The 26,903-nt window shown below is 50.8% G+C and carries 26 protein-coding genes; 2 read left to right on the forward strand and 24 right to left on the reverse strand.

Annotated features, from left to right (window positions below; all coding sequences use genetic code 11):
* The 13 genes from GF404_05200 to GF404_05260 form a co-directional block, all read right to left on the reverse strand.
* The coding region (locus tag GF404_05200; GenBank protein ID MBD3381577.1) for a hypothetical protein at positions 1 to 281 on the reverse strand (281 nt) is incomplete at its 3' end.
* A gap of 12 nt (positions 282 to 293) precedes the next feature.
* A complete protein-coding gene (locus GF404_05205; protein MBD3381578.1) occupies positions 294 to 2,075 on the reverse strand; it encodes a hypothetical protein in 1,782 nt (593 codons plus the stop codon).
* A 13-nt stretch (positions 2,076 to 2,088) separates the two neighbouring features.
* Positions 2,089 to 3,345: a hypothetical protein gene (locus GF404_05210; GenBank protein ID MBD3381579.1), complete on the reverse strand. Its 1,257-nt coding sequence runs from the start codon at positions 3,343 to 3,345 to the stop codon at positions 2,089 to 2,091.
* 22 nt (positions 3,346 to 3,367) lie between these two features.
* Positions 3,368 to 4,111 (reverse strand): hypothetical protein, encoded by a 744-nt coding sequence (locus tag GF404_05215; GenBank protein ID MBD3381580.1) that lies wholly within the window; start codon positions 4,109 to 4,111, stop codon positions 3,368 to 3,370.
* Positions 4,111 to 5,004: a hypothetical protein gene (locus tag GF404_05220; GenBank protein MBD3381581.1), complete on the reverse strand. Its 894-nt coding sequence runs from the start codon at positions 5,002 to 5,004 to the stop codon at positions 4,111 to 4,113. The genes GF404_05215 and GF404_05220 overlap by 1 nt, the downstream gene beginning before the upstream one ends.
* Before the next feature lie 21 nt (positions 5,005 to 5,025).
* On the reverse strand, positions 5,026 to 5,736 hold the full coding sequence (locus tag GF404_05225; GenBank protein MBD3381582.1) for a hypothetical protein: 711 nt from the start codon (positions 5,734 to 5,736) through the stop codon (positions 5,026 to 5,028).
* Between the two features lie 6 nt (positions 5,737 to 5,742).
* Positions 5,743 to 7,236 (reverse strand): hypothetical protein, encoded by a 1,494-nt coding sequence (locus GF404_05230; protein MBD3381583.1) that lies wholly within the window; start codon positions 7,234 to 7,236, stop codon positions 5,743 to 5,745.
* A 239-nt stretch (positions 7,237 to 7,475) separates the two neighbouring features.
* Positions 7,476 to 8,324 (reverse strand): hypothetical protein, encoded by an 849-nt coding sequence (locus GF404_05235; GenBank protein MBD3381584.1) that lies wholly within the window; start codon positions 8,322 to 8,324, stop codon positions 7,476 to 7,478.
* Positions 8,325 to 8,336: 12 nt separating this feature from the next.
* Positions 8,337 to 9,176: a hypothetical protein gene (locus GF404_05240; GenBank protein MBD3381585.1), complete on the reverse strand. Its 840-nt coding sequence runs from the start codon at positions 9,174 to 9,176 to the stop codon at positions 8,337 to 8,339.
* A 1-nt stretch (position 9,177) separates the two neighbouring features.
* Positions 9,178 to 9,828, reverse strand: coding sequence for a hypothetical protein (locus GF404_05245; protein MBD3381586.1), 651 nt, complete (start codon positions 9,826 to 9,828; stop codon positions 9,178 to 9,180).
* Positions 9,829 to 9,834: 6 nt separating this feature from the next.
* The gene (locus GF404_05250; protein MBD3381587.1) at positions 9,835 to 11,385 is read right to left on the reverse strand and encodes a hypothetical protein; all 1,551 of its coding nucleotides are present in this window, start codon (positions 11,383 to 11,385) and stop codon (positions 9,835 to 9,837) included.
* A 91-nt stretch (positions 11,386 to 11,476) separates the two neighbouring features.
* Positions 11,477 to 12,604, reverse strand: coding sequence for a hypothetical protein (locus GF404_05255; protein ID MBD3381588.1), 1,128 nt, complete (start codon positions 12,602 to 12,604; stop codon positions 11,477 to 11,479).
* A 37-nt stretch (positions 12,605 to 12,641) separates the two neighbouring features.
* Positions 12,642 to 14,507, reverse strand: coding sequence for a methylaspartate mutase (locus GF404_05260; protein MBD3381589.1), 1,866 nt, complete (start codon positions 14,505 to 14,507; stop codon positions 12,642 to 12,644).
* 221 nt (positions 14,508 to 14,728) lie between these two features.
* On the opposite strand from GF404_05260, the gene GF404_05265 reads away from it, so the two are divergent.
* Entirely contained in the window at positions 14,729 to 15,247 is a 519-nt protein-coding gene (locus tag GF404_05265; GenBank protein MBD3381590.1) for a thiol peroxidase, read from the forward strand.
* Between the two features lie 677 nt (positions 15,248 to 15,924).
* Here the strand turns inward: GF404_05265 and GF404_05270 are convergent.
* From GF404_05270 to GF404_05320, 11 genes are all read right to left on the reverse strand, one after another.
* The gene (locus GF404_05270) at positions 15,925 to 16,164 is read right to left on the reverse strand and encodes a hypothetical protein (protein ID MBD3381591.1); all 240 of its coding nucleotides are present in this window, start codon (positions 16,162 to 16,164) and stop codon (positions 15,925 to 15,927) included.
* A complete protein-coding gene (gene larE / locus GF404_05275; GenBank protein ID MBD3381592.1) occupies positions 16,157 to 16,996 on the reverse strand; it encodes an ATP-dependent sacrificial sulfur transferase LarE in 840 nt (279 codons plus the stop codon). Before larE ends, GF404_05270 begins: the two co-directional genes overlap by 8 nt.
* Complete coding sequence (locus tag GF404_05280) at positions 16,993 to 18,798, reverse strand: ABC transporter substrate-binding protein (GenBank protein ID MBD3381593.1); 1,806 nt, start codon at positions 18,796 to 18,798, stop codon at positions 16,993 to 16,995. The genes larE and GF404_05280 overlap by 4 nt, the downstream gene beginning before the upstream one ends.
* 9 nt (positions 18,799 to 18,807) lie before the next feature.
* Positions 18,808 to 19,311 (reverse strand): bifunctional nuclease family protein, encoded by a 504-nt coding sequence (locus GF404_05285; protein MBD3381594.1) that lies wholly within the window; start codon positions 19,309 to 19,311, stop codon positions 18,808 to 18,810.
* Positions 19,311 to 19,760: a 50S ribosomal protein L9 gene (locus GF404_05290; protein ID MBD3381595.1), complete on the reverse strand. Its 450-nt coding sequence runs from the start codon at positions 19,758 to 19,760 to the stop codon at positions 19,311 to 19,313. The genes GF404_05285 and GF404_05290 overlap by 1 nt, the downstream gene beginning before the upstream one ends.
* A 50-nt stretch (positions 19,761 to 19,810) precedes the next feature.
* A complete protein-coding gene (locus GF404_05295) occupies positions 19,811 to 20,761 on the reverse strand; it encodes a DUF2232 domain-containing protein (protein MBD3381596.1) in 951 nt (316 codons plus the stop codon).
* The gene (gene rpsR / locus GF404_05300) at positions 20,758 to 21,003 is read right to left on the reverse strand and encodes a 30S ribosomal protein S18 (GenBank protein MBD3381597.1); all 246 of its coding nucleotides are present in this window, start codon (positions 21,001 to 21,003) and stop codon (positions 20,758 to 20,760) included. Before rpsR ends, GF404_05295 begins: the two co-directional genes overlap by 4 nt.
* On the reverse strand, positions 21,000 to 21,491 hold the full coding sequence (gene rpsF, locus GF404_05305) for a 30S ribosomal protein S6 (GenBank protein ID MBD3381598.1): 492 nt from the start codon (positions 21,489 to 21,491) through the stop codon (positions 21,000 to 21,002). The genes rpsR and rpsF overlap by 4 nt, the downstream gene beginning before the upstream one ends.
* A 33-nt stretch (positions 21,492 to 21,524) precedes the next feature.
* Positions 21,525 to 22,091 carry an aminoacyl-tRNA hydrolase gene (locus GF404_05310; GenBank protein ID MBD3381599.1) on the reverse strand — a complete coding sequence of 189 codons (567 nt, stop codon included), beginning with the start codon at positions 22,089 to 22,091 and terminating at the stop codon, positions 21,525 to 21,527.
* Positions 22,092 to 22,163: 72 nt separating this feature from the next.
* On the reverse strand, positions 22,164 to 24,449 hold the full coding sequence (locus GF404_05315) for a hypothetical protein (GenBank protein ID MBD3381600.1): 2,286 nt from the start codon (positions 24,447 to 24,449) through the stop codon (positions 22,164 to 22,166).
* A 158-nt stretch (positions 24,450 to 24,607) separates the two neighbouring features.
* Positions 24,608 to 25,825 (reverse strand): hypothetical protein, encoded by a 1,218-nt coding sequence (locus tag GF404_05320; protein ID MBD3381601.1) that lies wholly within the window; start codon positions 25,823 to 25,825, stop codon positions 24,608 to 24,610.
* Between the two features lie 175 nt (positions 25,826 to 26,000).
* Between GF404_05320 and GF404_05325 the strand changes: the two genes are divergently transcribed.
* Positions 26,001 to 26,903: an MCE family protein gene (locus GF404_05325; protein MBD3381602.1), complete on the forward strand. Its 903-nt coding sequence runs from the start codon at positions 26,001 to 26,003 to the stop codon at positions 26,901 to 26,903.

The raw sequence follows: 26,903 nt of genomic DNA on the forward strand, positions 1-26,903 counted from the left end.
AAAGTCACCCCGATTACCTGCACCTTGCGTCTCTGGCAGTGTTCGATAATGGCGTAGGACATCGGGTGGAGTTCAGCCAACGCGTTCGGATCGTAATCGAATGCTATCAGGATTTTATCGCCCGGATTGAGGGCTTCGACCCTGTCGTATATGTTTTTGACCTCGTCGGTCACAGAGACTGGCACCGGGAATTTCCACAGGTATGCACCTGTAACAACTATAATCAGGAAAAGATAAACCCAGCGCCTGTCCAGTTGCGATAATCTTTCAAAGAAATTCATCTCAGGCACCTCCTAATCTCTTCCCAAATAGCCACGTTCGACACCCAGAAGGATCTTGATGGCGGTTGCAACCATACCCAGGCCGATCCCGATGAATATCGCCCTCTTGGCGGCCATATTCGGCACTTTCAGGATCCAGCTGGAGAGGTCGTTGACAATATCCGAAATCGGCCCCAACGGCACAAAGCGAATCATGATCAAAACAGCCGCGACCAGAAGAATCGACGATAGAAGCGTACGAGCCCTGAAGGCACGATACGCGGCCGATGCGATATAGAATGCCAAAAGTGAGAACATGGTGGCCTGAATCGGGATCATAACATGGTCAAACAATTTGACAAAGAAATAGTTTGTCAGGCTTCCACCCAGAAACAGGATATCGCCCGATTGGAGCGAGACACCCGGCTCGAAATCGAAACCGTTTCGATTGGAGAGGGTGACTATATTGTTGGAGAGATGATTGGCGACTACAATCGCCGGTTTATCCTTCTCAACATCGAGTATCCCCGCGGTCACGAAAACCGGTTCACGTCCGGCGAAGTTCTGTGAATACTCACTGAAATTACCGGCACCGTCATTATGGTGAATTCGGACAGTATTGGCATCCCGGCAGGCGATCGCGAGATCGCGACTTCCATCCTGATTGAAATCGGTTGCATGAATCGAGACCGGCATCGGACCGGTTTCGAAATTATCCTGCGTGGCAAATATTCCTGTGCTGTCACTTTTGAGCAGATACAGGATACCCTCTCTGGAACCTTCGCGATAGGCGCAGACCGCCAGGTCGATGTAACCGTTATCATCAAAATCGCCGGTAACCATCGAAGTCGGCACACCGCTGGCCAGCTGAACTGTTTCGGCCGGCTGGAAACCACCGGCGCCCTGACCGAACAAAACCATCAAATTCCGGGACTCCTGATTGGAGACGATGATATCATTTATCAAATCTGCGTTCATATCCGCCACATAGATATCATTGGGTTTTTGCCCCGCCGGAAGTGTAGTGGCTTCCCGCAGGTTACCCTGACCATCGTTTAACAACAGGCTGATATTATCGGAACCGTGGTTGGCCACGACCAGATCGTTAATCGCCCCATCGCCGTTTAAATCACCTGCCGCGATGGCTACTGGATTATCACCAACCGCATAAGCGACCGGTTTATCCAGGCGCGGTTTACCGGCATTCGTGATCTCATAGATACGGGTCTCCGGGCTGATCTGTTTCTTGACAGGGGTGAAATCATCCGGCTCAGAGACATTGCGAAGCAGGCTGACATCGCCCGATTCACTGTTGACGACCGCGATATCCTGATCGTTGTCGCCGTCGATATCGAAAGTGGTCAGGTCACTCGGAGCTTTCCCGGCTTTATAGATGTAAGCCGAGATAAACAGGGAATTACCCCGGTTCTTGAAAATCGAGATATTATTGGTGGCTTTGTTGGCCACAATTAAATCACTATCCTGATCAAAATCCACATCCGCTACGACCGCCGCGGACGGATCGTCGCCGACGTTACCGACACGGAACGGCCACCATCCGAAAAACAACATCACGATCAGGCCGATCAAGACCACGTAGGAATAGATCCAGCCGACCGCTTTGCGACGGATTTTATCAATCGACACCCTGACCAGGGAGATGATTCCCAGGGCGAGGGCGAAGATGCCGATAATGATCGTAAAGTCCAGCGCGTACTCATATAAGAATTCCGATTCTTCACGCGGGATAAAATACTGGATCAGCATGAATAGACCGGTAATGAGTACGATCTTTAATGGAATCCACTGCTTCATCTACATACCTCCTCTACAATCTCACCGTCAGCCAGTCAATGAACTGCTGCCATCCCGTAGTGGCAGCGACAACACCTACGATCACCAGGGCGATGAAGATACCTTTGCCCCAGTCCTCGGCTTTTAAAGAACCCAGCAAAGTAGGTTCGCCACTTAGATAAGCACTGGCGGCATAGAGTTCTTCGCCGATCAGGGTATAATCACAGGCGACGATGAAAAACGGGAGCTGAGCCACCTGGTCGGTACCGGAGATCTGGATCGACCCTGCCAGTGAACCGGTTTCCGCCAGAAGCAGTGATTCAGCGTGGAACATACCAAGATAGAAATTCGAGGCCGGACGTTCGCGGAGCATCATACCATTGACCGCCGCGACATAGGCGAACTGGCTCTGGGTAACGAAGAAGACGCTGTCCTCTTCATAGGAGTCAGGTCGGCCGGCTTCGGTATAAGCGTTCTTGACGACTTCCTGCGCCACAGTCATCACGATCGGATCGTAACAGGGCACCATCAGCGAACTCTGGTGCATGGCGACCTTTTTTGACACACGGCTCAGGATCGTAAAAGAACAGATTGTGGCGATATCCGAGGCAGTACCGAGACCGAGCACATACATGATCGGTTTGCCCATCTCGGTCGCACGGCCGATTGCCTCGTCGACAGCGCTGATACCGCTCAGCGGGCGAACGTAGAGTTCCTTGCCGGAGCGCGCCACAAAAATAAAATATACGGTGAAAAAGAAGAATACTACTACTGCTACAGCTACCGGCGTCTTACCAGTGTGGAACCACTCGCCCTCGGGGACAACCGGACCGACAACGGCGGACTCCGAATAAACGCCCTGGGGGCCAATGGTTCGGATTTTGTACCAGTATTCTTTACCATTGGGCATCGGATCCGGTCCGCCCGGCTTGTCTCCGCGGTCGGAGAAGAAAGTAACGCCGTAAGGCAGTCTTCTGCGCATCTTGAATTCTCCGCGACCATCGGCCGCCTCGGCACGCCAGATCTCGTATCCCATAACGACATTCCCGGAACCATCATCAATTGGCGACAACTCCCAGCTGAGATCAACCGAATGACCGTGATCATTCGGAGAATCCTCGACACTGGTCAATTTCGCCGGGGGTGGTGGTTCGGGAAGAGGTTCCGCCTCTGCCGCCGCGGTATCCATAGGTTCCGCGTCTTCGGTCTGAGCCATTAGCGGGCAGACCAGAAACAGTCCAAAGATCACAGTCAGCAGAAGCAAATGCCTCGAAAGCAGATAATCTCTCATAAGCACCTCAAGTCTATTGCGATTAATTGATCAATCCAAGCCAATCGTCCAGCAGGTATGCCATCCTGCCGGCCAAAAGTGATATACGCGCCATCACGGTATAACCGAACCCGGCACCGAACGTGAGCATCAACACCAGAATACCGATTCGCGCGGTTACTCCAAAAAATCCTTTGTGCTCCTTGGAAAAGAAGAAATAGACCAGTCCACAGAGCACACCAATGAAAATGAATATATTAGAAAAACTCGAAATGAACGTATCCATGCCATTGGAGCCCTCGACATAGAGGGGCAACATAGTGTTATTTACCTGCTGGATGAAATCCGACCGCAGGTACCTGACCAGGTTCAGGCCGGCGGTGGTACCGACGATAAATGCCAGAGCCCAGCGTGAAATCCATCCGCCCACAGGCGACAATCGCATCAAAAGCAAAACACCCAAAGCGAGCGGAATCAAAAACCAATAATTTGGCTCCTTTTCTGCCAGGGCTGGAAGAGCCCCCCCGACAATGGGCGGATAGAGCTTGGCGACCAAATTTGGCACCAGCGTACCCCAGAAGCCCATCACCATCCAGTACGCGGCCGAGACACCCACAAACAGGTGTTCAGCAAATTTGTAGTATGCGTTATCCTTGTACAAAAAGGACATAATAAATAATGTCAAAAACGCGCCCACCGTCACGAACAGTCCGGTTTGGAAAACGCTGTATGCGAATACCAAAACCACCAGGACGAATATTCCCCAGCTGATCATTTTAGTGTTCATCAGGCCTCCATTCCCCGTCTTCGCTGACGTGAACGAAACAGGAAATACATGACATTTCCAAACACGATGAAGAACATTATCACGATATGGGCTACCATCTGGGCCACCATCATGTTCATACCCGGAGTAGGTCGATCATCGAAGTGTTCGGGATAGTTCTCGACAATATGGCTTTCGTATTCGGCGGCCCCCTTGATTCCACCCATCAGGCCGACCAGCTGGTTGGGATAATAGGGATACAACTGGGGAGCCGAAACAGCGGTACATCCGCCACCGACCGGTATACTGCCGGGATCACCGGCAAACAGAACCCATTCCTTGATACCCGGGAAACCACCGCCAAAGGACACTATCAGGTCGATATCTTTAAGGCTTTCGATATCTTTCATCATCGGGATTAGCTCAATATCCGTACCTGCGGCGTCTGTGGAATACATCTTTTTCATATCGTCGACGATCACCCGGATCAGGCCCTGGTTACCCGCCTTGTAGCCCAGGTTGACATAGTCGACACCGTAACGATAGGCAGGGAATTCCGGCCTGAGGACCTGTTCGACGGTTTGCACCGTCAGGTTATGACCGGTAGCCCAGACCGCCATCAGGTAAATCCGTAGATTTTTAACCGCGGCATGACGCAAAATCACGTTCACCATCGGCTGTATCTCAGGCGCTGTGGTCGGACCGTAATCAAATGACATCAGAATTTTCGAGCCGGGCCGGAGCGTATCCACAGCATCGTAGAGGCTGATCGTGATATCGCTCGGTTTTTCCTGGAAGCGCAGTCCCAGAAGAAGCGGGACGATCACAGCCAGAGCGATAAATACGAAGATATAGCGACGATCGATAAACTGCAGTTTATCAAGTAGCGTCCTTTTCTCTTCTTTTCCGATCATAAACCCGTCACTCAAATAAAATTATTTATCAGAACCCAGATAGGTTCGCTCCACGCCCAGGATCAGGCGCAGGGCCATAGATATTACTCCCAGTGCAATTCCAATGATGATCGCCCTCTGCCCGGCCAGGTTGGGCACATCCATAATCCAGTCTGTCAGGACCGGCACGAAACGGAAGATATCAGCGATCCAGTGTAAAAATCCGGGCCAGCTCCCGACGATACCGTTAGCTATCAAACTCGGTGCCGGGGTGCGTCCCAGAAGAATAATAAATGCCGCTGTCAAGAGGATAGTGGCATCGATATTTTTTGCACGAAACGCCCGGTAAGAGGCGGATGCCACAAAGAACGCCAGAAGAGCATACATAGTCCCCTGAAGCGGTGTAAAAATCGAATCGTAGAGATTGGCGAACAGTGAACCGGAGGCCGAGACATCCCCCTGCATCCCCATTGGGTTATTGATCTTGAAAAGACCAGCCGCCAGCATTACTAGAAAGCCTATCAGCGTGACAATTGAAAACTCCCAGTCTTTCTTTTTCTTCGCTACTTTGGAGATATGCACACGGCAGAGGTTCCCGCCACCCAGAAGGAACGCGAAGACGGCGATGATGTCGAAGTAAAGCGAAAAGTCTTCGCCCAGACCGCCGAACGGTTTGTGGGGGATAAACTCCGCCACGATCAGCACGGAGCCGACAACAAATACGATCAATATCGGGATAGTTCTACGCCACATCTGCAACTACGCTCCAAAAATCGATTTAATTGTTTCCGCCAGATTATGCAGGCCTTCATCGCCCGTAATCGATGCCAGGGTTACAATGATCGCACCAACTATAATAAACAACATGGCTATAAACTTGCCCACATCCTGCCCCTTGATCGAACCGAGCTGTTTGGGCTCGCCGGACAGATAAGCCGAAGCCGCGAAGAGTTCCTCACCGATCAGTGTGTAATCGCAGGCGGCCACGAAGAACGGCAACTGGGCCGGCATGGCGGTACCCGCGATCTGGATTGCGCCGATCGAGTTGCCGGTTTCAGCCATGATCAGCGACTCGGCAAAAAACGCGCCCAGGTAAAAACAGGTGGCAGGTTTCTCGCGCACCATGATACCATCGACGGCCGCCACATAACCGAACTGTTCGTCGGTCAGGTAATGCACCATATCATCGGAGTATGCTTCAGGACGGCCCTCGGCCAGGTAGGCTTCCTTGATCGTTTCGCGAGCGGTAGTCATAACGATCGAGCGCGAGACCGGCATATTAATTTTCGTATCGTATGATGCGATAGTCCTGGCCACACGACCCAGAATCGTTATCCCCGCCACAGTCTGGACATCATCCATATCCTGAATTCCGGGAATGAACAAAATCGATTTCCCCATCTCGGTCGCACGGCCAATCGCCTCGTCGATCGCCTGCAATCCACCGATCTTGCGAAGGAACAGTTCGCGACCGCCCCGTGCCATGGCGATAAACATGACCACTGAAAGACAGATAATCAACCCAATTACGAGGGTATCCAGGTCTTCCATGTTAAACCACTGCGCAGCCGGTTGTGCCGGACCATAGATTTCAGAAAGGCTGTATTGGTCGGCTCCCAGGGCACTTACCATGGATTTCAGGTAGTAGGGATTCCCACTGTCGAGTTCGCGCCAGAGATCCATGAGTGTCAGAGAAAGAAACCCGGGACCGAAATGAAGAACCGGCTTCAAGCCCACAAAATTATCTTCGAGCCCGTAAACTCGAATGAACGCATTAAGAGGTTTCTTCTCTTCGAGCAGGACATCAACCGCGGTCAGGCTGTCAGGAGTTGACTCAAATTCTTTTTCAAGATAAACTTGAAGCTTACGAGCCAGTTTCTGGTTAATACCCTTGTATGGAAACGAGACGACCCGATAGTAATACTGCTTATCATCTTCGAGTCCCTTATCAATAAAATAATCTTCGCCATGGTTGGCTGACCCGGCCAGGACAAAGCCACTGTCGATATTTTCCGAGCGATAAACCAGATAGCGGTCGACCAACCCATAATCATCGGTATCGTCGACAGACAAAGTCCAGCTGACCCTGATACGGCCACCTTCATCATTGAGAACATCACGTGCTGTCAGATCGGTTACAGATGCAGGTTTTAAAAAATCAAATCTGGACGGGTCGATCGATTCAGCCCCAAACAACGCGCAGGCGCAAATTAGAATTAAAAACAGTGATGTCTCAACAACTTTGAATTTCATTTCAGGTTCTATACCGCGTTCATACGGGTGCGAAGGTTATCAGGCAATTTCAGGTGACTCCCAAAACACTCTACCTTTTGTGCCGATCCCTATCTCAGAATATCTTTCAGTATAACATCTTAACCTGAGTCAAGTCAAGCAATTTATAGCCTCATGAGAGCTTAAATAAACTCAAAAAGCTCACTGGCATTGACGTGGAAGGTCTTGAAAACGTTGAGTGAAATCGTAACTGAAAGTGATCAGTCGATCAGCTTGAGCCAATCGGTCAGAAGGAAGTCTATCCGGCCGATCAGAAGCGACATACGACTCATGACCGTATAGCCGAATGAAGCACCGAAAGTGACCATCAGGAACCAGGTACCGACAGTGGCGGCGGTACCGAAAAATCCGGTGTGTTCTTTGGAGAAGAAGAAATAGATCAATCCGCAGAAAACACCCAGGAAAATTATCAGTCCGGTCAGGTTGAGAGGAGCTGTAAAACTGATGTAGATTCCGGTTACGGATACAACGAGAGTAATCAGGAAATAAAATATCTTGGGACCTATTCCGAGATCGAGGCTGGATTTGCGACCGAACAGGAGCACTGTAATCGAAACAACCAATACAGCAAAAACCAATATATTGCCGATCATGATTCCCCCCTGACCGATCCACCCCAGGCTGTCCGGGGAGGTAACCAGCGGTTGTATGGTGCTCTCGATCTGCCGGATCGCGTTGGAAACCAGGTAATTGATAAGGTAGAGCCCGGAGGTGGCTCCGACCACCATAGAAAGCGGCCAGCGTGAAATCCATCCGATGCTGGGAATCAACCGCAGAAGCATCATCAGACCAAAGATACCCGCACCGGTGTAAAGCAGGTTGTATTCCAGCCTGCCCTCACTGATCAGGGCATTCATGGCAGGTTCCCAGTTGGCCCAGAATTTGGAATACAGGTTTTGCCAGAAGAGCGAGGCAAACCAGTAACCGGCCGAGATTCCGACGAAGATCGCTTCACAAAATTTATACCAGGGATTGTCCTTGTATAAAAAGGACATGATCCCCAAAGTCAGAAAGGCCGCTATCCAAACTCCAATAACCGATTGTTCCATATCTGTTCCTCGCTACTTCTTCTTGCGTCCGATTATGAAGAATGCGATATTTCCAATAACGATAAATATCATCACAACGGCGTGGGCGATAGTCTGAGAAAACATAAATCTCGTGCCCTTGGCCTGGTACTCGGTGATGCTTTCAAATTCGGCGGCGCCACGCATTCCGCCCAGCAGTCCCTGCACCTGACCGGCGTTGTAATAGGGATAGACCTGGGGTGCCTGTACCGCGGTATTACCGGCTCCGAGCCTGAGATGATAACGGTCGACAGCGATCTGGACCCATTCCACCGTGCCCGGGTATCCTGCCGAGAAATTTATCGAAAAATCTATGTCGTTAAAATTTTTGATCCCGCGCATCAATGGTAATTCCTCGTAGCGATTACCGGTGTAGTCTTTTTTAAACATCTCTTTGAAAGATGAACCCATGCGCTGGATGACGAACTCGTTGCCGGCCTGGAAACCGAGGTTGGCATAGTCGACACCATAGATATAATTCGAGCGATCGATCTCCGGGCTTTCCCATGCATTCAACAGTGCTTTGTTGGCCTGGATCGGCCCCTGGGGCCAGAGCCCCATTATCACCAGCTTGAGACGTTTCTTGAGGCAGAACTTGACCGCCGCGTTGGCCATCGGCTGAAGCTCAGGTGCCGAGGGCGGATCGTAGTCGAAAGACATCAACACGCGCGAACCGGGTTGCAGTTTGTCCAGTGCCTCGTACAATTCTTCGACTTCCTTGGAAACTGCCAGATCGAATTCCAGATCGAGAAACATCGGTACCGCCAGGGCCAGAAGCACGAACAGAAAGATCCAGCGCCGATCGAGTGCCAGTAGTTTTTCCCAGAACTGCATATCAATCACTCCCCAGGTATGATCTCTCAATTCCGAGGATAATGCGCAGGGAAGTCGAGACCGTTCCCAGCGCAATACCAATCAGAATCGCCCGTTGTCCGGCGGTGTTCAAAACCTGCATGATAAAATCAGATAAGGTCGAAAGAATTTTCCAGTCGGGTGGTAAAAATCCGAATACCAGCTCGTCAAACAGCACCCGTCCCGACAGCACCATAAAGGCCGCCACCAGAAGCAGTGTGGCCTGGAAATTTCGGGCTCGGAAGGCACGGTAAGATGCCGAAGCGACATAGAACGCCAGCATGGCGAACATGGTCGCCGAGAGCGGTGTATATATATGCGTGTAGAGCCAGTCAAAGCGAGTGCCCGGTTCCTGGAAGCTCGGCCCCCCCAGAATCCCCGTAAACGCCATGGTCATCCAGGCTAGTATAATAACCAGGCTGAAAAACCAGTCTTTCTTGAACCCGGCTACTTTCAAAATCGAGAGCTTCAAAAGGTTCAATGCGCCCAGCCAGATCGCGCAGGCGGCAATGATCGAGAGCCAGTCGGTAAACAGGTTTTCGATTCGGTTGAAAGGCGTGTGCGGGATGAAATACTGCACCACGAATGCGATACCCGCGACGGCTGTTATGATCAGTGGAATTTCTCTGCGCATAAAATACTAAACCTTAAATAAAACCTTGAAATCAAACCATCCAAAAGTCTGCACAATCACACCGATCGCCAGAAGAATCAAAATCAGCGCCTTGCCGATATCCTGTCCCTTCAGTGATCCCAAAAGCTTGGGCTCGCGTGAGAGATAGGCCGAGGCGGCGAACAATTCCTCACCGATCAAGGTATAATCGCAGGCGGCCACAAAGAACGGCAGCTGAGCCGGCATCGCGGTACCCGCAATCTGCACCGCGCCGATCGAGTTGCCGGTTTCGGCCAGAATCAACGACTCGGCATAAAACGCGCCCATATAAAAGACGGTGGCCGGTTTCTGACGGACCATCTTGCCATCGATCGCGGCCGCGTAGCCGAACTGATCGTCGGTCAGGTAATGCACCTGGTCTTCCCTGAAAGCATCCGGACGGCCAACATTCATGTAGGCTTCCTTGACGATCTCACGCGCGGTGACCATCACCAGCGATCTCGAGACCGGCACCTCCAAACGAGTTTCATATTGTGCCGCCAGTCGGGCTACCCTGCCCAGGATAATCACACCGGCAATCGTCTGGATATTCTGCATATCCTGTGTTCCGGGAACAAAGAATATTTCCTTGCCCATCTCGGTCGCGCGACCAACTGCCTCGTCGACCGCTTCCAAACCGGCGATTCTCCGTATGAACAATTCTCTTCCGGAACGCGCCTGTCTTATATAATAAAGAATCAAAAATATCAGAATCAAAGTGGCTACGAAGATATTGAAGCGGGATTTGTTAAACCACTGCTGGGTCGCCTTGACCGGCTGAGTCGGTGCTGAGACAGCCAGCATTTCTTCACCCAAAAATTCTCCCAGGGCTACCAGATTGTATGGATCACCATCAGAGGAGGAGTTAACAAAAAATTGCAAAATCGTACCCGCGGGTGAAATCATCTGCCCGACCAGTTGATCGGGATTGATACCATCCGGACCGGACAGCCTCGGACCATGATAGACGTTTTCCCAGATCGACTGGTAATACAAGGGAGATTCAAATCCATCCAGCTTATTATAATAACCGTAGGAATGCGTACTCAAAGTCAGCATGCAACCGACAGGGTTGAGACTGATCATCGGAGCCAGCATCTCGATACGATCGAGATGTGAGACAAAGAAAAACCTGCTCCACGGTGGAGGACTGAATATGTTCTTAAACGGGTACGAGGCGACCACGTACTCGTAATCGACATAGTTTTTGACATTGAAATCGAACAGCCCGCCGACCTTGAAGCCGGTTGAAACGATATACTCGTATTTGCCATCATCAGCCTTACGACGCCCCAGCAGGTAGCGTTCGACATAGCCCTGCGACCCCATCAGGCGATCATCGGGCGAGAGGTCCCAGTTCAGGGTAATCGAACCACCGTTGTCATCGGGAGTATCCTTGGCGCGGACTTCGCCGACAGGTTGCAACTTAAAATTGTCCAGGAAACTGGTATTAAAGAGGGGTTCGGAATCGCTTTGCGCGAAAACCGCAACGTTTACAAGTAACAGCAGTCCTACCAGAATTGTTACAGCTTTAGGCATGCTTCCCCTGATTTAAATTCGTCTTCGGGTGATATCCCCTTACCGGTTGAGCAATAAAAGACATTATCACCCTGCGGTCAAGTTTAAAGTCTCAGCCTTCGATCAATTCGACATTGGCGCGCGGGATAATCGCCTTTTCGCCCTCGGTGAATTCCACCTCGAGCACTCGCGCTTTGGACTCGGACTCGAGTTTCTGCAACGCCGGCGGGAGGTCCGAGACCTTGCCGATCATACCGAAATAGGGCTGACGGATAACTCGAATCGGTGAACCGACTTCGAGACCGCTGATCACTTCTTCTCCGCTTTTGGCTTTATCATCCATCTTTTCATCGAGGGGAACGATCGCCTCGGGTCGAATAACACCGGCACGAATCTGAGTAGCGCCGTTGATGCAGGCCATCAGTCCCTCTTTGGATTTCAGCAGGTTGAATGTCCGATCCGCCATATTGATTTCACCGAAGCCCTCGGTAATCACCAGGGATACTCCCAGTTCCTCGGAACCGGTAATAGCCACGCCGATATCGTAGCCCAAAAACTCGCGCAGATCCTTATCCGAAATACCTCCGGCGATAATACCCTTGGCACCCATTTCTACAGCTTTTTTAATCGCGCCCGCAGTTGCCATGGAGCCACCCACAACGACACAATCCTTGCAGGACTCATCGATGTGACTGTCCTCCAGGACGGTCTTGTTGTTGGGAACCACAACCTTGATCGAGCCATGAGTTTCACCGCCGACCCCGAAAATGCCCTGGATAAAGCTACCGATAGTGGAAATAGCGCATCCTTCATTTTCGAAGGTTTCGACCACTTCACCGGAGATATAGGCCTTGACTTCGACCGGAATCGGATGACCGCGCAGAAGCACCTGTCCGGTTACCGATGAAATCGATTCGATCGAGCCGGAAATCTTGGCCTTGGCTTCGGTCTTAAAAAGCCCGAAGAAGGATTTGTTAAGAGCGATGACTTCATTTTTTTCAATTTTGTCGCCCTCTTTTTTGAGCATGCAGTCGCCCACATCCTCAGGAGGTACACCCAGAATATTTGCGACATTGATCGGCTCGACATTTCCGGGCAGGTCGGTACGCGCCACGACATCATCGGGCTGAACCTTGTCGCCGACTTTGACCACGACATCACCCTTGAGAGGCAGAATCCTCTTTTTGGTGATCATCATTTTATCGGTAACTTTCAATCCCGGCGTATATGAATGTGCCATTTCTGACTCCTTTATGTGCTAACAGGTAAAATTCTCTTTAAGCTTCGACTTTCCTGCGCAGGATATCGCCCGGATAAGCATCCAGCGCATCCATCCACTCGATCAGGTTGTCGACCCTTTTCTGTCTGTCTTCAGAAGGTGTGAAGGGCCGGCCCCGTCCATCCAAAATCAGGCCGGAGACACCGCCCGAAACAGTCGTTTCGAGTCGGTCGCCTTTACCCAGGCCGACATCAAAACCACGCTCCGGTTCCAACACCGCCTTGGCTTTAAACGGCAAGTTGGTATCAGAATCGAAACCGAGATCGAATTTGAGCATCTGTCCGGCCATTAATTGACCTTCCTCGACCTTGCCCTCGGGGAGTTCGAGGCGATACTTCATCAACGGCTTACCCTGCTTAACAGAGCCAACCGGGGCTATACATGTGCCCAGATGAATCAGGCAGTCCTTGGTGAAGACCTCGGTGGCGGCCTTGGCATGGACCTGCGAAAGCACACCGAGCTGAGGCATCATGAAGATCGAGTCGACCGCCAAACGCGTGATCCCTTCCGGCTGGAAAGCATCAATCATCATCAGAGCGGACTGTTGCCTGCGGGGCGCGTGCGAGAGCACACCACCCGACCCGATCAGCATATTGAGCGTCATCATGTTCACCAGGGTGGCTCCCGAGGACGACTGGTCAAACGCGTCGGCGATAGTACGCTGTTGCTGGACACCTTTGAGTACTGTGGCAAATTCTTTATGCTGTATGAAAGCCAGGCGCAACGCTTCTTTGGCGATCGCCTGCTCGAAAATCAACTCTTCCATGCTCTGCGGAATCGTGGTCGGCCGGATCATTTTGTTTTTAACGCGGTTTCTGAGATCGCGCTCGTCCATGTCAAACGGCACCCAGCGCATCACCATCGGCAAAGTGGCCTCGGCAAACACGTTGGAGATCGAATAGCTCATCCCCAGATTGGCCGACACGGTACGGTTGAAGATTCCCTGGAAGACCGAGAAAACATCGGTTGTGGCTCCGCCGATGTCGACACCCAGGACTTCGATATCTTCCAGGTCGGCAATAGTTTTCATGATCTGTCCGACAGCGCCGGGAGTCGGCATAATCGGAACATCGGTCCATTTCATCAGCTTGCGATAACCAGGTGCCTGGGCCATGACGTGTTCCATGAACAGATCGTGGATTTTTTCACGAGCGGGTAGAAGGTTCTCCTGCTCCAAAACCGGCCTGATATTGTCGACGATCTGAAGGTCGACTTTATCACCCAGAGTTTTCTTGACCGACTCCCGGGCATCCTTGTTGCCGGCATAGATGACCGGCAGGTTGTAACCGGAGCCCAGGCGAGGTCTCGGATCGGCACCGGAAACAAGCTCGGCGATTTCCACCACGTGAGTGATAGTGCCACCGTCGATACCGCCCGAGAGAAGAATCATATCGGGACGCAGTCTGCGGATACGCTCGATCTGCTCATGCGGGAGACGCTTATCGTTGGAAGCGATGACATCCATAACAATAGCGCCGGCCCCCAGCGCGGCACGTTCGGCCGACTCGGCAGTCATGGACCGAACCACACCCGCCACCATCATCTGCAGACCGCCGCCGGCTGATGAGGTCGAGACATAGATGTCGGTACCTTCCCTCTTGTCGCCCTGATCCTTGGTGGGTGAAATGATGCGATGGTTCTCATCCAGAAGCCTGCGTCCGGAAAGTTCCTCCACCTCGGCTACCGCATTGAGGACACCCATGGTGACATCCTCAAAAGGAGCTTCTACAGTAGTGGGGGCTTCGCCTCGGACTATCAGGCGATACTCGCCATCGTGCTTTTCAATCAGAATCGCTTTCGTCGTGGTTGACCCGCAATCGGTTGCCAAAATTACCTTAATGTCTTCCGGCTTTATCTCTTTCATACAAACCTCTGAAACAGTTTATTTTTTCCATCTCACGGGTATACCGACCCGAAATTAAACTTCTAAAATACAATTAGCGGGGTCGATTTGTCAAGTCATCCCGCCATTATTTTAACCCCAGCAGCAAAATCGAGAATCTGATCCGATAAATAGCATTTGACAAGCCCGCTGTTTATATACATTATTGAAGCTTCTGATAACGACTTTGGAAAGGAGCAACGATGGCTGACGAGAGAAGCAAAGTTGTGACAATGTTCGATAAACCGATGACTCTACTGGGGCCGGGGCTCACCGCGGGTGACAAAGCTCCTGATTACACACTCCTGGACAACAGCCTGCGTCCGGTCACCTTAGCCGACAGCGCCGGCAAGATCCGTCTCATCTCGGTTGTGCCCTCACTGGATACCGAGGTGTGCGATATTCAAACCAAAATGTTCGCCAGGGAAGTCAAAAAAACAAGCGAGGACATCCTCTTTTACACAGTCTCGATGGATCTCCCATTCGCCCAGAAACGCTGGGTGGAGGAGAATAAAATCAGCGATACAATCACTCTATCCGATTTCAACGATGCCAATTTCGGGCTGAACTACGGCTTGCTTCTTAAAGAGATCAGGCTTTTGACCCGGGCGGTCTTAATTATCGATTCCGAAAACAATCTGCCCTACTTCGAGATTGTACCTGAAATCCATCACGAGCCGAATTACGCCGACTCGCTCGAAGCGCTTCGTAACCTGAAATAACTCGTCATTTCTAATTATCGTGTGGCGAAAAAAAATAGGGCGCTGAGTTTTAACTTTGCGCCCATACTTCTTCTTGGTATTGCGTCTGACCCTGCCACAGATCAGACACCCGCGAGTAAACCACCCCAATGTAAGCCTCATATTGAAATTATATTAAAAAAAGGTTAATCGTCGAAATCCGGGGATTTAATTCCGATATAGAGAATAAAAGCACGGCCGAAAAGGGTAGCCGTGCTTATTCAGGTATCAAGACACCGGATCCGGGAGGATCCAGCCCGTTTAATTAAATTCAAAAGTGTAAGGTAAATATAAACGGCAGGTTACGGATATATTTTTTGATATGCTTTAAATTATACAAATTTCTTACAGGGTTTTAATAAATCTCTAAAAAAGTTGTCTATCATAAAAACAGGGCCTCATAACATATGAGGGTAAACAGATGAAAAAGATTATCTTATCCGTGTTCACAAGTTTTCTGGTAGTATTGTGGATCCTGGTAGTCTACGCCAGGTAACGAGTGCCTGAAACAGGCATTCCCAAGACGGTCATTTACCTTCCGTCCAATTTTTTTACATAGATCTCCCGCCGCGATACGGCGGGTATTTTTATTTGCAACCCGCCATCATAAAATAGATCGTTACATGCTTTAACTCACAAATGGAAAACGTAAAGGATGCTTACTGATCTGTCTGTTCACCGGGAGGTGGAGAATTGGGATCGCGGTAATGACTTTTCTGCATTTCCTGCATAGCTTCCATGAATTCCTCTCCGGTGATCAGGTTCTTTTTGATCAACAGCCTTACCAGCGCCTGGGAGGCGAGATTGTTCGACAGGGCCAGTTCCTCGAAACTGACTTCCTTGGTACTGCCGTCGGGAAGGTTTATCGTCATGGCCACTTTCTTCTTTTTTTCAAACATCGTCTGCGCTCCTTTTTAGAGCTTTGTTCATGCTTCCCGTGTGGAAACCGGCCAGGTCGAGGGCGACCCAGATGAATCCCAGTTCGCGGAAGCGTTCGTTTACTTTATTTCGAATATCAGGTTGCATAATTTTTTCGAGTTCCTCCGTCATCAACTCGATGCGGGCCAGTCTGTCGTGATGGCGCACCCGCAGTTGCCTGAAACCGAGCGAGTGCAGATAGGCCTCGGCTTCTTCCACCTGCCTCAGCTTTTCGACCGTAACCGGGGAGCCATAGGGGATACGCGAGGCCAGGCAGGCTGACTGCGGTTTGTCCCAGAACGGAAGCTCGAACTCTTTTGCCAGCCGGCGCAAATCAGATTTGGTCAGCCCGGCTTCAAAGAGTGGCGAACGGACCGAAAACTTCTCTGCCGCTTTTCGGCCGGGGCGAAAATCGCCGACATCATCGGCATTAAAACCATCGAAGACAACATCGACATTTTCAAAGACGGCCGCCTCGGTCAACCTGCGGTAGAGCTCCTGTTTGCAGAAAAAACAGCGCTCGCTCGAATTGGCGGCATAGCGCGGATCGATAATCTCGTTGGTACTGATAACCCGGTAATGATCCCCCAGACCGAGTGATTGAGCGAAGCTTCGCGAACGCTCCAACTCAGCCCGCGGGTAGCTGGGAGAATCGGCAGTGAAAGCATAGACATTTTCGGGTTCCAGACTCTCTACTGAAGCGAAAAGCAAAAAGGCGGAATCCAATCCGCCCGAGTACGCCACAAGCACTGAATCGAAACCGCTGATTATCTCTTTCAGCCTCGTATATTTTTCTGAAAGCTGTCTTGTCATTGGAGACGTATAATCTCTCCCTCGGTTAAAAAGTAAACCGGTACACGCACATTTTCGCGTTGCTGGTTAAAGTGGATTTCTCCCGCGGCACCGTCGAAAAGACCTTTTTCATTCAGGCAACGGGATATCTCTTCGGAGGTATAGCTTCCGCTTTCGACGCATTCCAGTACCAGGCTGACAGCATCGTAAGTGACTGCCGCCACCCTGTCCGGGGGTTCGTCAAACTCCTTCTGGTAGAGATAAGTGAATTTCAACCAGCTGGTGTCCTCGGGCAGATACTGCGATTTGGAGACAAAAAAGACCGGATTATCCTCGCTCTCCCTCATCGCTACAACCTCATCTTCACCGTAGGAGTCTGAACCGAGAACGAGCGTATTTATCTTGTAGAAACGTAACTGCGGAAGCATAAGTTTCAACTCGGAAGCGTAACAGGGTAAAAACAAAGCCGGGATCTGGACCGGAATTTCCTCCACCTCGAGCGTATCGCCCTCATCGTTCAAGAATATCTCCGCCACGAAAGTATCCGGCAACACGGTTTCCTTCAGATCCAGCAAGAACCTCCGGAAATCACGGGTACCGCGCGGATAAAATTTCTGGTAGAAGATATCCACACCGCTGTCGATCATGGTATGCACGAAACCGTCGGTGATCTGCTTGCCGTAGGAATCCAACGGGGCAAGTATAGCCACCGAATCGAATCCCATCTCGGAAGTCACGAATTCCGCCAGTGCTTCGCCCATCCGCTCGGGAGTTGGCGAAAGCTGGAAAAGCTGATCGGAAATCGAGGTCAGGCCTTTTTCGGATGCAGTCGGGCAAACCAGCGGAATCTGCCTGACATCGGTATAAGCCGCCACCCCGACCGCCTCGGATGACGAAAGCGGCCCGATTATGGCGGTCAAAGGTTCTGAAGTGATGTTTTTAGCTTCGATCGCGGACACTATTGAGTTACCGTAGGTATCGATCTTTTTATGTTCCAGCTTGAGATCGGCCCCGCGGGAATACTGTCCGAGGGCGAGGTCAAAAGCATTCGACATCATCTGGCCAAAGCGCGCCCATTCACCGGAAAGCGGTACGAACAGGGCTAAAACAACCCGTCTCGAAGCAAACAGCTCGATCTTCTTCTGCAGGGAAGCCACCCGGGAATCATCGGAAGCCCGGGCAAAACGGAGCCTGAGATCATCCAGAAGAGATCGTGCCTGAGCAATTTGACGCTCACGATAATACTTCTCAGAAGCCGCCAGAGTCAGTTCGAGCGCGAGTTCATACCGGCCGACTTTATCGAGAAGTTTTTGTATACGTTCCGCCTCGAGGTAACCGGATGCGACTGCACGCATGTTTTTCAAAAATAGTTGTTTGTCCAGTTCTCGATCGCTTTTCTGGTAGGCTGTCATAAATGACAGGGTTGAACTGTCATAATTTTGTTCGAAATAATGGATTCGGCCCAGAAAATATTTAACTGCGGGGATAAAAGAAGATCCGGGATGATCGCGGATGAAACGGCGGAAAGCCTTTAGGGCGTCATCGAAACGATCGCTGTAATACAGCGATTTAGCTTCCATCAACTTAAAAATCGTGACACGCGCGTCCCAGGGGTAATCGGCCGCCAGTTCCGAAAAGGCGACATAGGCCTGCTCAAAACGTCCCTGACGATAGAGCTCAAGCGCTTCGCTGTAGCCTTGATCGGCCTGCGGATCGACACGATAATCCAGGGCGGTGGCCGGTTCGGCGACAGCCAGCCCCAGAAGGACCACAAACATTCCGGCTAAACGGAGAGCGCTATGAGAAAGTTCCCTCTTCTCCATACTGCCTGTCTACAGCGAATAGCGACCGAAGTCTTCAGGATTGATTCTCTTGAGACGTTCCTTGAGGCTCTCGGCATCGGTTGCCTGCCCCGGTCCGGTTTCACCCTGTTTGAGATGAAACAGGCTCTCATCGGCCAGAATCGGCGATTCACAACGCAATGCGATCGCAATCGAATCGGAGGGACGGGCATCGATCTGCAACGTCTCCCCATCGGTCTTGATATACAACGAGGCATAGAAGGTCTGTTCCTTCAGCTCGGTAATAGCGACCTTTTCGACCTCGGCCGAGAAACCGGTCACGATCAATTTGATCAGATCGTGAGTCATCGGCCGACGGTGATTGACCTCGGACAGCGCCATGGCAATCGACATCGCCTCGAAATGACCGATCCAGATCGGCAGAACCAGGTTAGGATCCGCCTCCTCTGAGTCCGGCTTGAGCACCACAACCGGAGAATTGGTGGAAACATCCAGCGCGAGACCATCGATTTTAACTTTAATCAGATTTCCCATTACTCACTCTTTTTTACCACCCACAGCTTGAGGCTGGCGACTACTTCAGGCGCGACCTTGACCGGCACGGTGAAAATGCCCAGCGCCTTGATCGGATCGTCGAGCAGGATATGCCTGCGGTCGACATCGATACCTTCCTTCTGAAGCAGATCCGCAATCATGGTGGTTGTGACCGAACCGAAGACTTTTTCCTCCTCGCCGACATTAACTTCAGCCGTGAGCGAGGCTTTTTCTATACGGTTTTTGATACGCTCGGACTCCTTCATTAATTTGCGGTCACGCAGTTCTTTCTGCAGTTTGATCTCGTCGATCGCCTTGAGATTGCCACGGGTGGCCGCTACCGCGAAATTACGCGGAAGCAGGAAATTGCGCCCGTAACCGTCCTTGACCTCGACCACTTCACCACATTTGCCGAGCGTGTCGATATCTTCTCGTAAAATGACTTTCATAACTACCTCACACTATAATAAGCAATATTTTATTCGCTACAAGTACTTTCCTAACCAATCTGGGCGGCCCGCACCCTCCGGAAATCAAAATGGCTGTCGGCCAGCCCGATGATTCCCAGAATCAGCGCACCATATATATTGAAAATAAACAACGCGAAATAGATCAAAAACCTGGCGAACTTGCTGAGTTTCTGCTTCTGCATGAAAAACTCGACGTTGGACAATCCGCTCAGAGTAAACAGTGTAAAACAGAACAGGGCCAGGTTCTCACCGATATCCTCGAGCAAACCGGAAGTCAGCAAAACGATCAGAAGCGAAAACCCAAACAATAACAGCAATCCCTCCGGCATCTTCCAGACCGCGAAACGGGGCAGTCTGCGAATATACATCTTCCGCTTCTCAAACAGGTATTGAAGAAGCAAATAGGAAGCTCCGGCGATGGTCATGAAACTGATCAGCAACAGACCGGGCAGGTATTTAACCAAAAACCGGACAAAACCCAGGTAATTGTCACGAACATCTTCCATTTGCTCGTCGCTCAGATTCAGGTTACCCTGTATGTTTACTTCCGATGTCATTCGCTCAAAATCCTGTTCTATCTGCGGTTTGATTTCGGCGTAATAGCGGTCGGTCGAGCCTACACCGGCAAAATAGAAAGCCGAAGCTATCACGACCGGAATCAGAACCAGAAAGACAGCTACCTTAGCTGACAGGTTGGTACGAATGCCAAACGTCAAAATGGCCGCCGGCAGTAAAACCAGAACAACGTTTTCAATTATCAGGACCTGTCCACCAACCATGGCTGAGACAAGAAGCGATACTGCCATGGAGATAAGCGCTACTGTAAACTGCCGGCCTACTGCCAGGTAGACTAAGGCGGCGATGGCCACGATCGCGAGGGGGATATTGAGAAACTGAAGAACAGCCAAACCCCCGAATGAGATTACGGTCAGGACCGCCGGTATGGTCAGCCTGTCTTTCAAACCGGACACGCCGTCTATTTAAAAGTCTCTTCCACAAATGGAAGGATGGCCATATACCGGGCGCGCTTGATCGCGGTCTTGATACGACGCTGATTCTTGGCGGAAACACCCGATACCCGACGGGGTATGATCTTGCCGCGTTCGGTGGTGAACTTGCGAAGCAGGCGCTCGTCTTTGTAGTCGATTCGATCCAGCTTCAGATCGGCAAAACGACCCGACTTACGCATCTTCCTGTCGAACATATTCTTGCCACGTCTCATTGTTTAGCCTCCTCGCTTTCGTCCGCAGATTCTTCAGATTTGGCTTCTTCGGGTCCGCTCTCTGCCTCAGGAGCCGGAGGCTCCGGTTCGGGCTTGGCTTCCTCGGCTTTGGGAGCAGGCGCGGGAGCACGTTCTGACTTTCGATCCCCGGCAGTCTCCTCGGGCTTCTCGAAATCGAACGGGAATTCCGGAACTACCGTCATAAAACGCAGGCAGTGCTCGTTGATCCGCAGGGCTCGTTCGATCACACGCGGAGTATCCGGGGGAGCTTCGTAGTACAGGAATACATAGTAACCCTGGGGACGCTTCCGAATCGGATAAGCGAGCTTGCGTACTCCCCAGTGATCGGTTTTGACAATCTGACCGGAATTAGACTCAATCAAGCCGACAACTTTTTTCAACTCGCCGTCAAATTCAGGTTCTTCCAGCTGGGCATCAAAAATGAGCGCAGTTTCATACTGTCTCAATGAGGACCTCCCTTCGGTCATTCGGTTCTTTCCCCGCTTGAAAAGAACAGGGGGTTAGTTGTATTTATTCTGGGCCGCCTCGAGTCCCTCTCTAATCAAGAAAGCGACAGCTTCCGCGGCCGTGTCAATTGTCTTTTCTACAAGCTCAGTTTCATTATCGTCAAAGGCCTGTAATACAAACACCTCCGAGGGCAGTTTCTCCGGCTGTGGACCTATCCCCAGCCTCAACCTCGAAAAACGATCTGTGCCAAGTTCGGCGATGATATCTTTCAGGCCGTTATGTCCACCCGCCGAACCTGCAGGGCGAATCCGTATCTGCCCCAGCGGAAGATTTATATCGTCGCAGACAACCAGGACCTCTTCCGGATCGATTCGATAGTAGGCGGAGCATTCACGAACCGCCTGACCGGAGAGATTCATATATGTCTGCGGCTTGATAGCTCTTATCTGTGAACCCGCTACCCGCAGACGGGTTTCGAGCCAACTGCCCTTACCCGTAGCATAATTTTGTCCGGCCCGACGCGCCAGTTCATCCAGGAGCATAAACCCGAAGTTATGGCGGGTCAGCCGATATTTATCGCCCGGATTTCCCAGGCCCGCAAGAAGCTTTATCAGAGCCATCAAGGAACTCAAAAATATATGCCCGTGCACATCCTGTCAAGCAATATCGACCGCCAGATTACAATTCGGGCTTTATTCCAAGGGGCAGTCGGCGCAGGGCTCGGGACCCGAACGGAACAGGAAGTTTATCATATATATGATGTCCTGTATGCCGATTTTGTGGTCGCAGTTGACATCCACGGTCTCAAACGGAGAAGGTTTCGGGCCATCGACGAAAATATAGTTAATCAGGTAGACCACATCGGCCACATCCATATTCTGGTCGTCATTGAAATCACCACAGATCGCCAGCGCTTCAAGAACATTAATGGTGAACCTGTATTCCGAGTTGTTCCCGAGGCTGTCGGTGACACCGAGTTCAAAAGTGAAATCTGTGGCATAAGTCGGCTTGCCGGAAATCACCGCATGGTTGTCCTGGCTGGCAAAAATGAGCCCGTATGGAAGCTGTCCCCAGGCCAGTTCCCAGTCGTACGGCTTCTGGCCACCTACCGCATCGACTTCGACATGGTAAGGCAGGCCGACTCGGCCATCGGGAAGGTTCTCCCCGACTATCTGGACCGTGAACTCAGGTTTGTATTCGACTGTACAGAGAATCTTGTTATTGGGATCGACCAGGATAGTATCCGGTTCAGCCGGCATTTCGAACGTATACAGTTGTCCGCGACGGTCATTGAACAGATTGAACAGGATCGAATCAGACCCGGAAACCATGACGACTTCTATCGGCATGGTGAAGACCTTCCAGCTCTGCACCTGCTCGATAAACAGGTCAACCCGGTAGCCCGATTTATCAGGCAATTCTTCCGACAGCCATGAATATTCGTAGTTGGGATTGCCGGGACTATAAACCCACTGGTTAAAAAACCAGTCCAGGGGCGCGCCGTAAAATGTCTCGGCCACGCGCTCGAGATCTTCGGTGTATGCTGACTTATATTTCAGCTCGGGGTCATGGAAATAAGCTTCCATGCACTGGCGAAATGTCTCGTCATCACCCAGTAGCGTGTGAAGCATATAGAAAACCCAGCTTCCCTTGTCGTAGACAGTGGCGCCGTCGAAAACGTTGTCATTCACGAGATCTTCGACATAAGGCGTGCCGGCATCGAGTTGCCTCTGGCCGGCCAGCCAGCTTTTGTAAGCCGCTTCGCCGTAATGATACTTGATATAGAGAGCTTCCGAATATGAAGCGAAGCCTTCGTTGAGCCATATGTGATGGAAACTCCGGCAGGTGATCAGGTCGCCACCCCACTGGTGTCCGGCCTCATGTGCTATCACCCACTCGGTATTAAACGATGGACTGATCGAGGTCATGGTCTGATGCTCCATCGCGCCACCCCAGCCGAAGTGGTTATGGCCATAGCGCTCCGTAACCCAGGGATAAAGAGTGAACCAGTAGGATAAAGCTTCCAATACGGGTACCACATAGTTTTCGCCAAAGTATGCCGATGACATCGGGTTACTGGGAGGAGCTCCAGGCAGATAGTAGCTTTCGATCGGCATGAACTGCCCCGGTTCGTATTCCCAGGTCTGGCTGTAATGTTCGTAATCAGTGCACCCAACCGTGATCAGATATTCAGCGATCGGGAAACCGTGATGCCAGTGCGTAGTAGCGGTACCGTCGCCGTTGTCGACTCTGCTCTGCTGGATGCCGTTGGAGGCGAAGAGGTAGTCGGCAGGATGGGTGGCGATTATATCCATCGAATCCGGTTTGTCAAACGGAAAATCTTTGCAGGGAAACCAGAAGCGGGAACCGAACGGCTCGGTCGATGAAAACAATATCTCCGAACCGAGACTTTCGTAGAATGCCATATAGCCGACCTGGTTGGGATAAGCACCGTAATTGACTTTCAGCGTGGTTTGCTGGCCGGAATCAAGCGGATGATCGAGATAGATCGTCATCAAAAACCAGAATGTCTGGTCGTGGCTGACCCCGATGGTATCGTCCATTGTCACAGAAAAAACACTATTGCCTTCCCAGAAATTCAGATCAACCGTGTTCAAATCATCGACTAAACTGGTAATCGTGATCTCGTTGTAACCCTCTATATATCTGTTGGTGAAATCGAACTCGAGGTTGATGAAATAATGGTTCACATCGTAATCGTACATATTCGGGGTGGGTTCCGTGTAGTTTTGAAGGTAGGACAGCTTCAGCCCCTGAACCTGCCGTTCGGCCTTTTTCATGCAGGCATGCTGTTCGCTACGATGCTCGATCCAGTTTTGAAACTCGGCCTGTGAAGGTTTTTCAAGCATTGTTTTTGATTTTGGCTGATAGAGTTCGGCAGTAAGGTTGAGGCAAAAAATCAGTACCAGGGCAAGCGTAAACATGAGCCTGCCGGTTGCTTTAGTAGTAAAATTCATCTGACAACTCCTGTATTTGCGAGTAAACCGCGAGTAGCTGATATTACTCTATTGATAACTCATTTTCCCCGGCTGTCAATCGCAAAGAAATAATAACTTATAGCTATTCCATATTCCAATAAACGGGAATGAGAGCGCAAGGTTTTGATATTTTTGATTTAGATACAATAATTGAGGTTCTTTTCCGGAGAGCTTTCCTTCGCGGGAGGCAGGCTACGGGGCAAAAGCAACATTAGCAAAAGCGGGAAGACGATGATCAGATAGACCCATTTAAAAGCGATAACGTAGGCAGGAGCGGAAAACAGTGTGGTGTAAAATCCGAGCCACAACCTTCCGGCAATGTCGAAATCCTCGAATTTTAAAATCGCAAAGAGAGTGATCATCTGGGTCAACGGCAATATCACCAGGCCGGTAAAGACTGCCAGGATCCAGTCATTGATATAGCGGTTTTTGGTAGGTCGGCCATTGATCCGCAAGTACTGATACCAGCGAATGACCAGGAAGCTGATATAGGCGGCCAGCGGAAATGAGACAGCAGATACATTAATAATTGGCGTATGAACATAAAAAGCGATCGGGTTGTCCGGAGAAATCGGGTCGATCATCTGGTAGAAATTTCCCCATTCGGTATTGAAATAGAAGCTCATACCTATGTCAGTAATCTGGTCCAGGAAAACGTAGCCAACAACCACCACGGCCATGATAAAAGTCACCGAGCGGACAAGCCTGCGGTCGTAGCTGTGACGGTCGTTTTTTTCATTGCTTCTTTCTGGCAGAATTTTTTGCAGGTAGACGGCGTACACCATCAGGAGCCCGAGAATCAACAGGCTGGGCCAGATCAGCTCAGAATAATAGCCTCCGAACTTCTGCAGGTAGGCGATCACTCCCCGTTCACCCGAGGTGGCCAGTTCCAGAAAAGCTTGAAATTCATGTGGAAAATAGGAGACATTGATGATAGCATAAGCCGAAACCATAGCCATCAAAACGATCACAAAGTAGTCATAAAAGAGGACTGTGATAAAACCGGCCACGATGAACATCGTAGCACCGGCCACCAGCCCGTTTTCCGGCTCGCCCCCACGCGACATGACCATGGCAAAGACTAAAAACCCGACCAGAAGGCCCATCCCTGTAAACACGAACATGCGTTGCAGGGGCCATGCCAGAAGCGCACATATCAGCGCACCTCCAATTCCCCAGAAATACATGTCACCAGCATTGCTGGCAAAAAACTCGCCAAAGAAAAGCCCCAATCCAAATCCGATCCAGAGCCCCATCACGATCAGGAAAATACGAAATATCCGAAGCCCCCAGATCACGCTGGCGAAGGCCAGGATCAGAACGAAAGAGAAAAATATCGCGTCGTATATTTCCACTGTTATCCCGCTCAAATACAGGCGAAAAAGTAAGTTAGGATTAGTTAACACCAAACCCAGAACTTGTCAAGCTCTGAAACTGTTGTACAAGTTGCAAATATTGTTGAAACAAGTTAACTTATATTATTATATAATAATATCTTGTGATGATGACGATGATTAAATAGAGGAATTTATGGCAAAATCTGCGGTTGAGTTAAAAGTCGGGGTCGTGGTAGTAATCGCCCTGGTCATGTTTTTCACGACGATTTTCTGGCTGAAAGGTTTCGATCTCCAGAAGAGCTATATGAAAATTGACGTGGTCTTTCCCGATGTGGGCGGGCTCAAGACCGGTGATCCGGTCTCGGTAGCCGGCGTGACACGGGGTAAGGTGGTCGAAATCGACCTGGTCGACAGTCTCGTGATGGTTTCGCTTCAGATCGAAAAAAACACCCCGATCTATACAGACGCATCTTTTAGGGTCAAGAATATGGGGCTGATGGGTGAACGATTCGTGCATGTCAGCACCGGGTCATCCGGTGACAGGATCAACTCAGACAAAGTTTTTATCGGCAAAACCGATGTGAGTTCGGCCGAGTTGATCGGGGTAGTCGGTGAAACCCTGCGCGAGGCCCAGGCCATTTTGGAGGAAATCAAGACCACTGTAGCCTCGGAAGAAAACCTCAAGAAGGTGACCGGGCTGGTGACTTCAATGACTGCAGTGACCGACAAGCTCAACACCATGCTGGGCGAAAACCGCGCAAAAATCGACCGGACCGCCTCGAATTTCGAAAACATGTCGTCGCAACTTGCCAGTTTCGTCGATTCCACCACCACGAAACTGGATGGAACCCTGAACAACTTCGAGCGGGCGTCCACCAACTTCAACAAGGTGGTCGATTCATTGACCGCGGTTTCGGATTACCTGGCCGGCTTCCTCGAGAAGATCGAGCGGGGCGAGGGTTCCCTGGGACTGCTTTCCACCGATGAGACCCTTTACCAGGATGTAAAGAAGATGGTTCGTTCCCTGGAAGATATCATCGTCGATATCCGCCACAATCCAAAAAAATACCTCAACGTCGAAGTCGAGGTATTTTAA

The organism is Candidatus Zixiibacteriota bacterium, from assembly GCA_014728145.1.
Taxonomy (GTDB): domain Bacteria; phylum Zixibacteria; class MSB-5A5; order JAABVY01; family JAABVY01; genus WJMC01.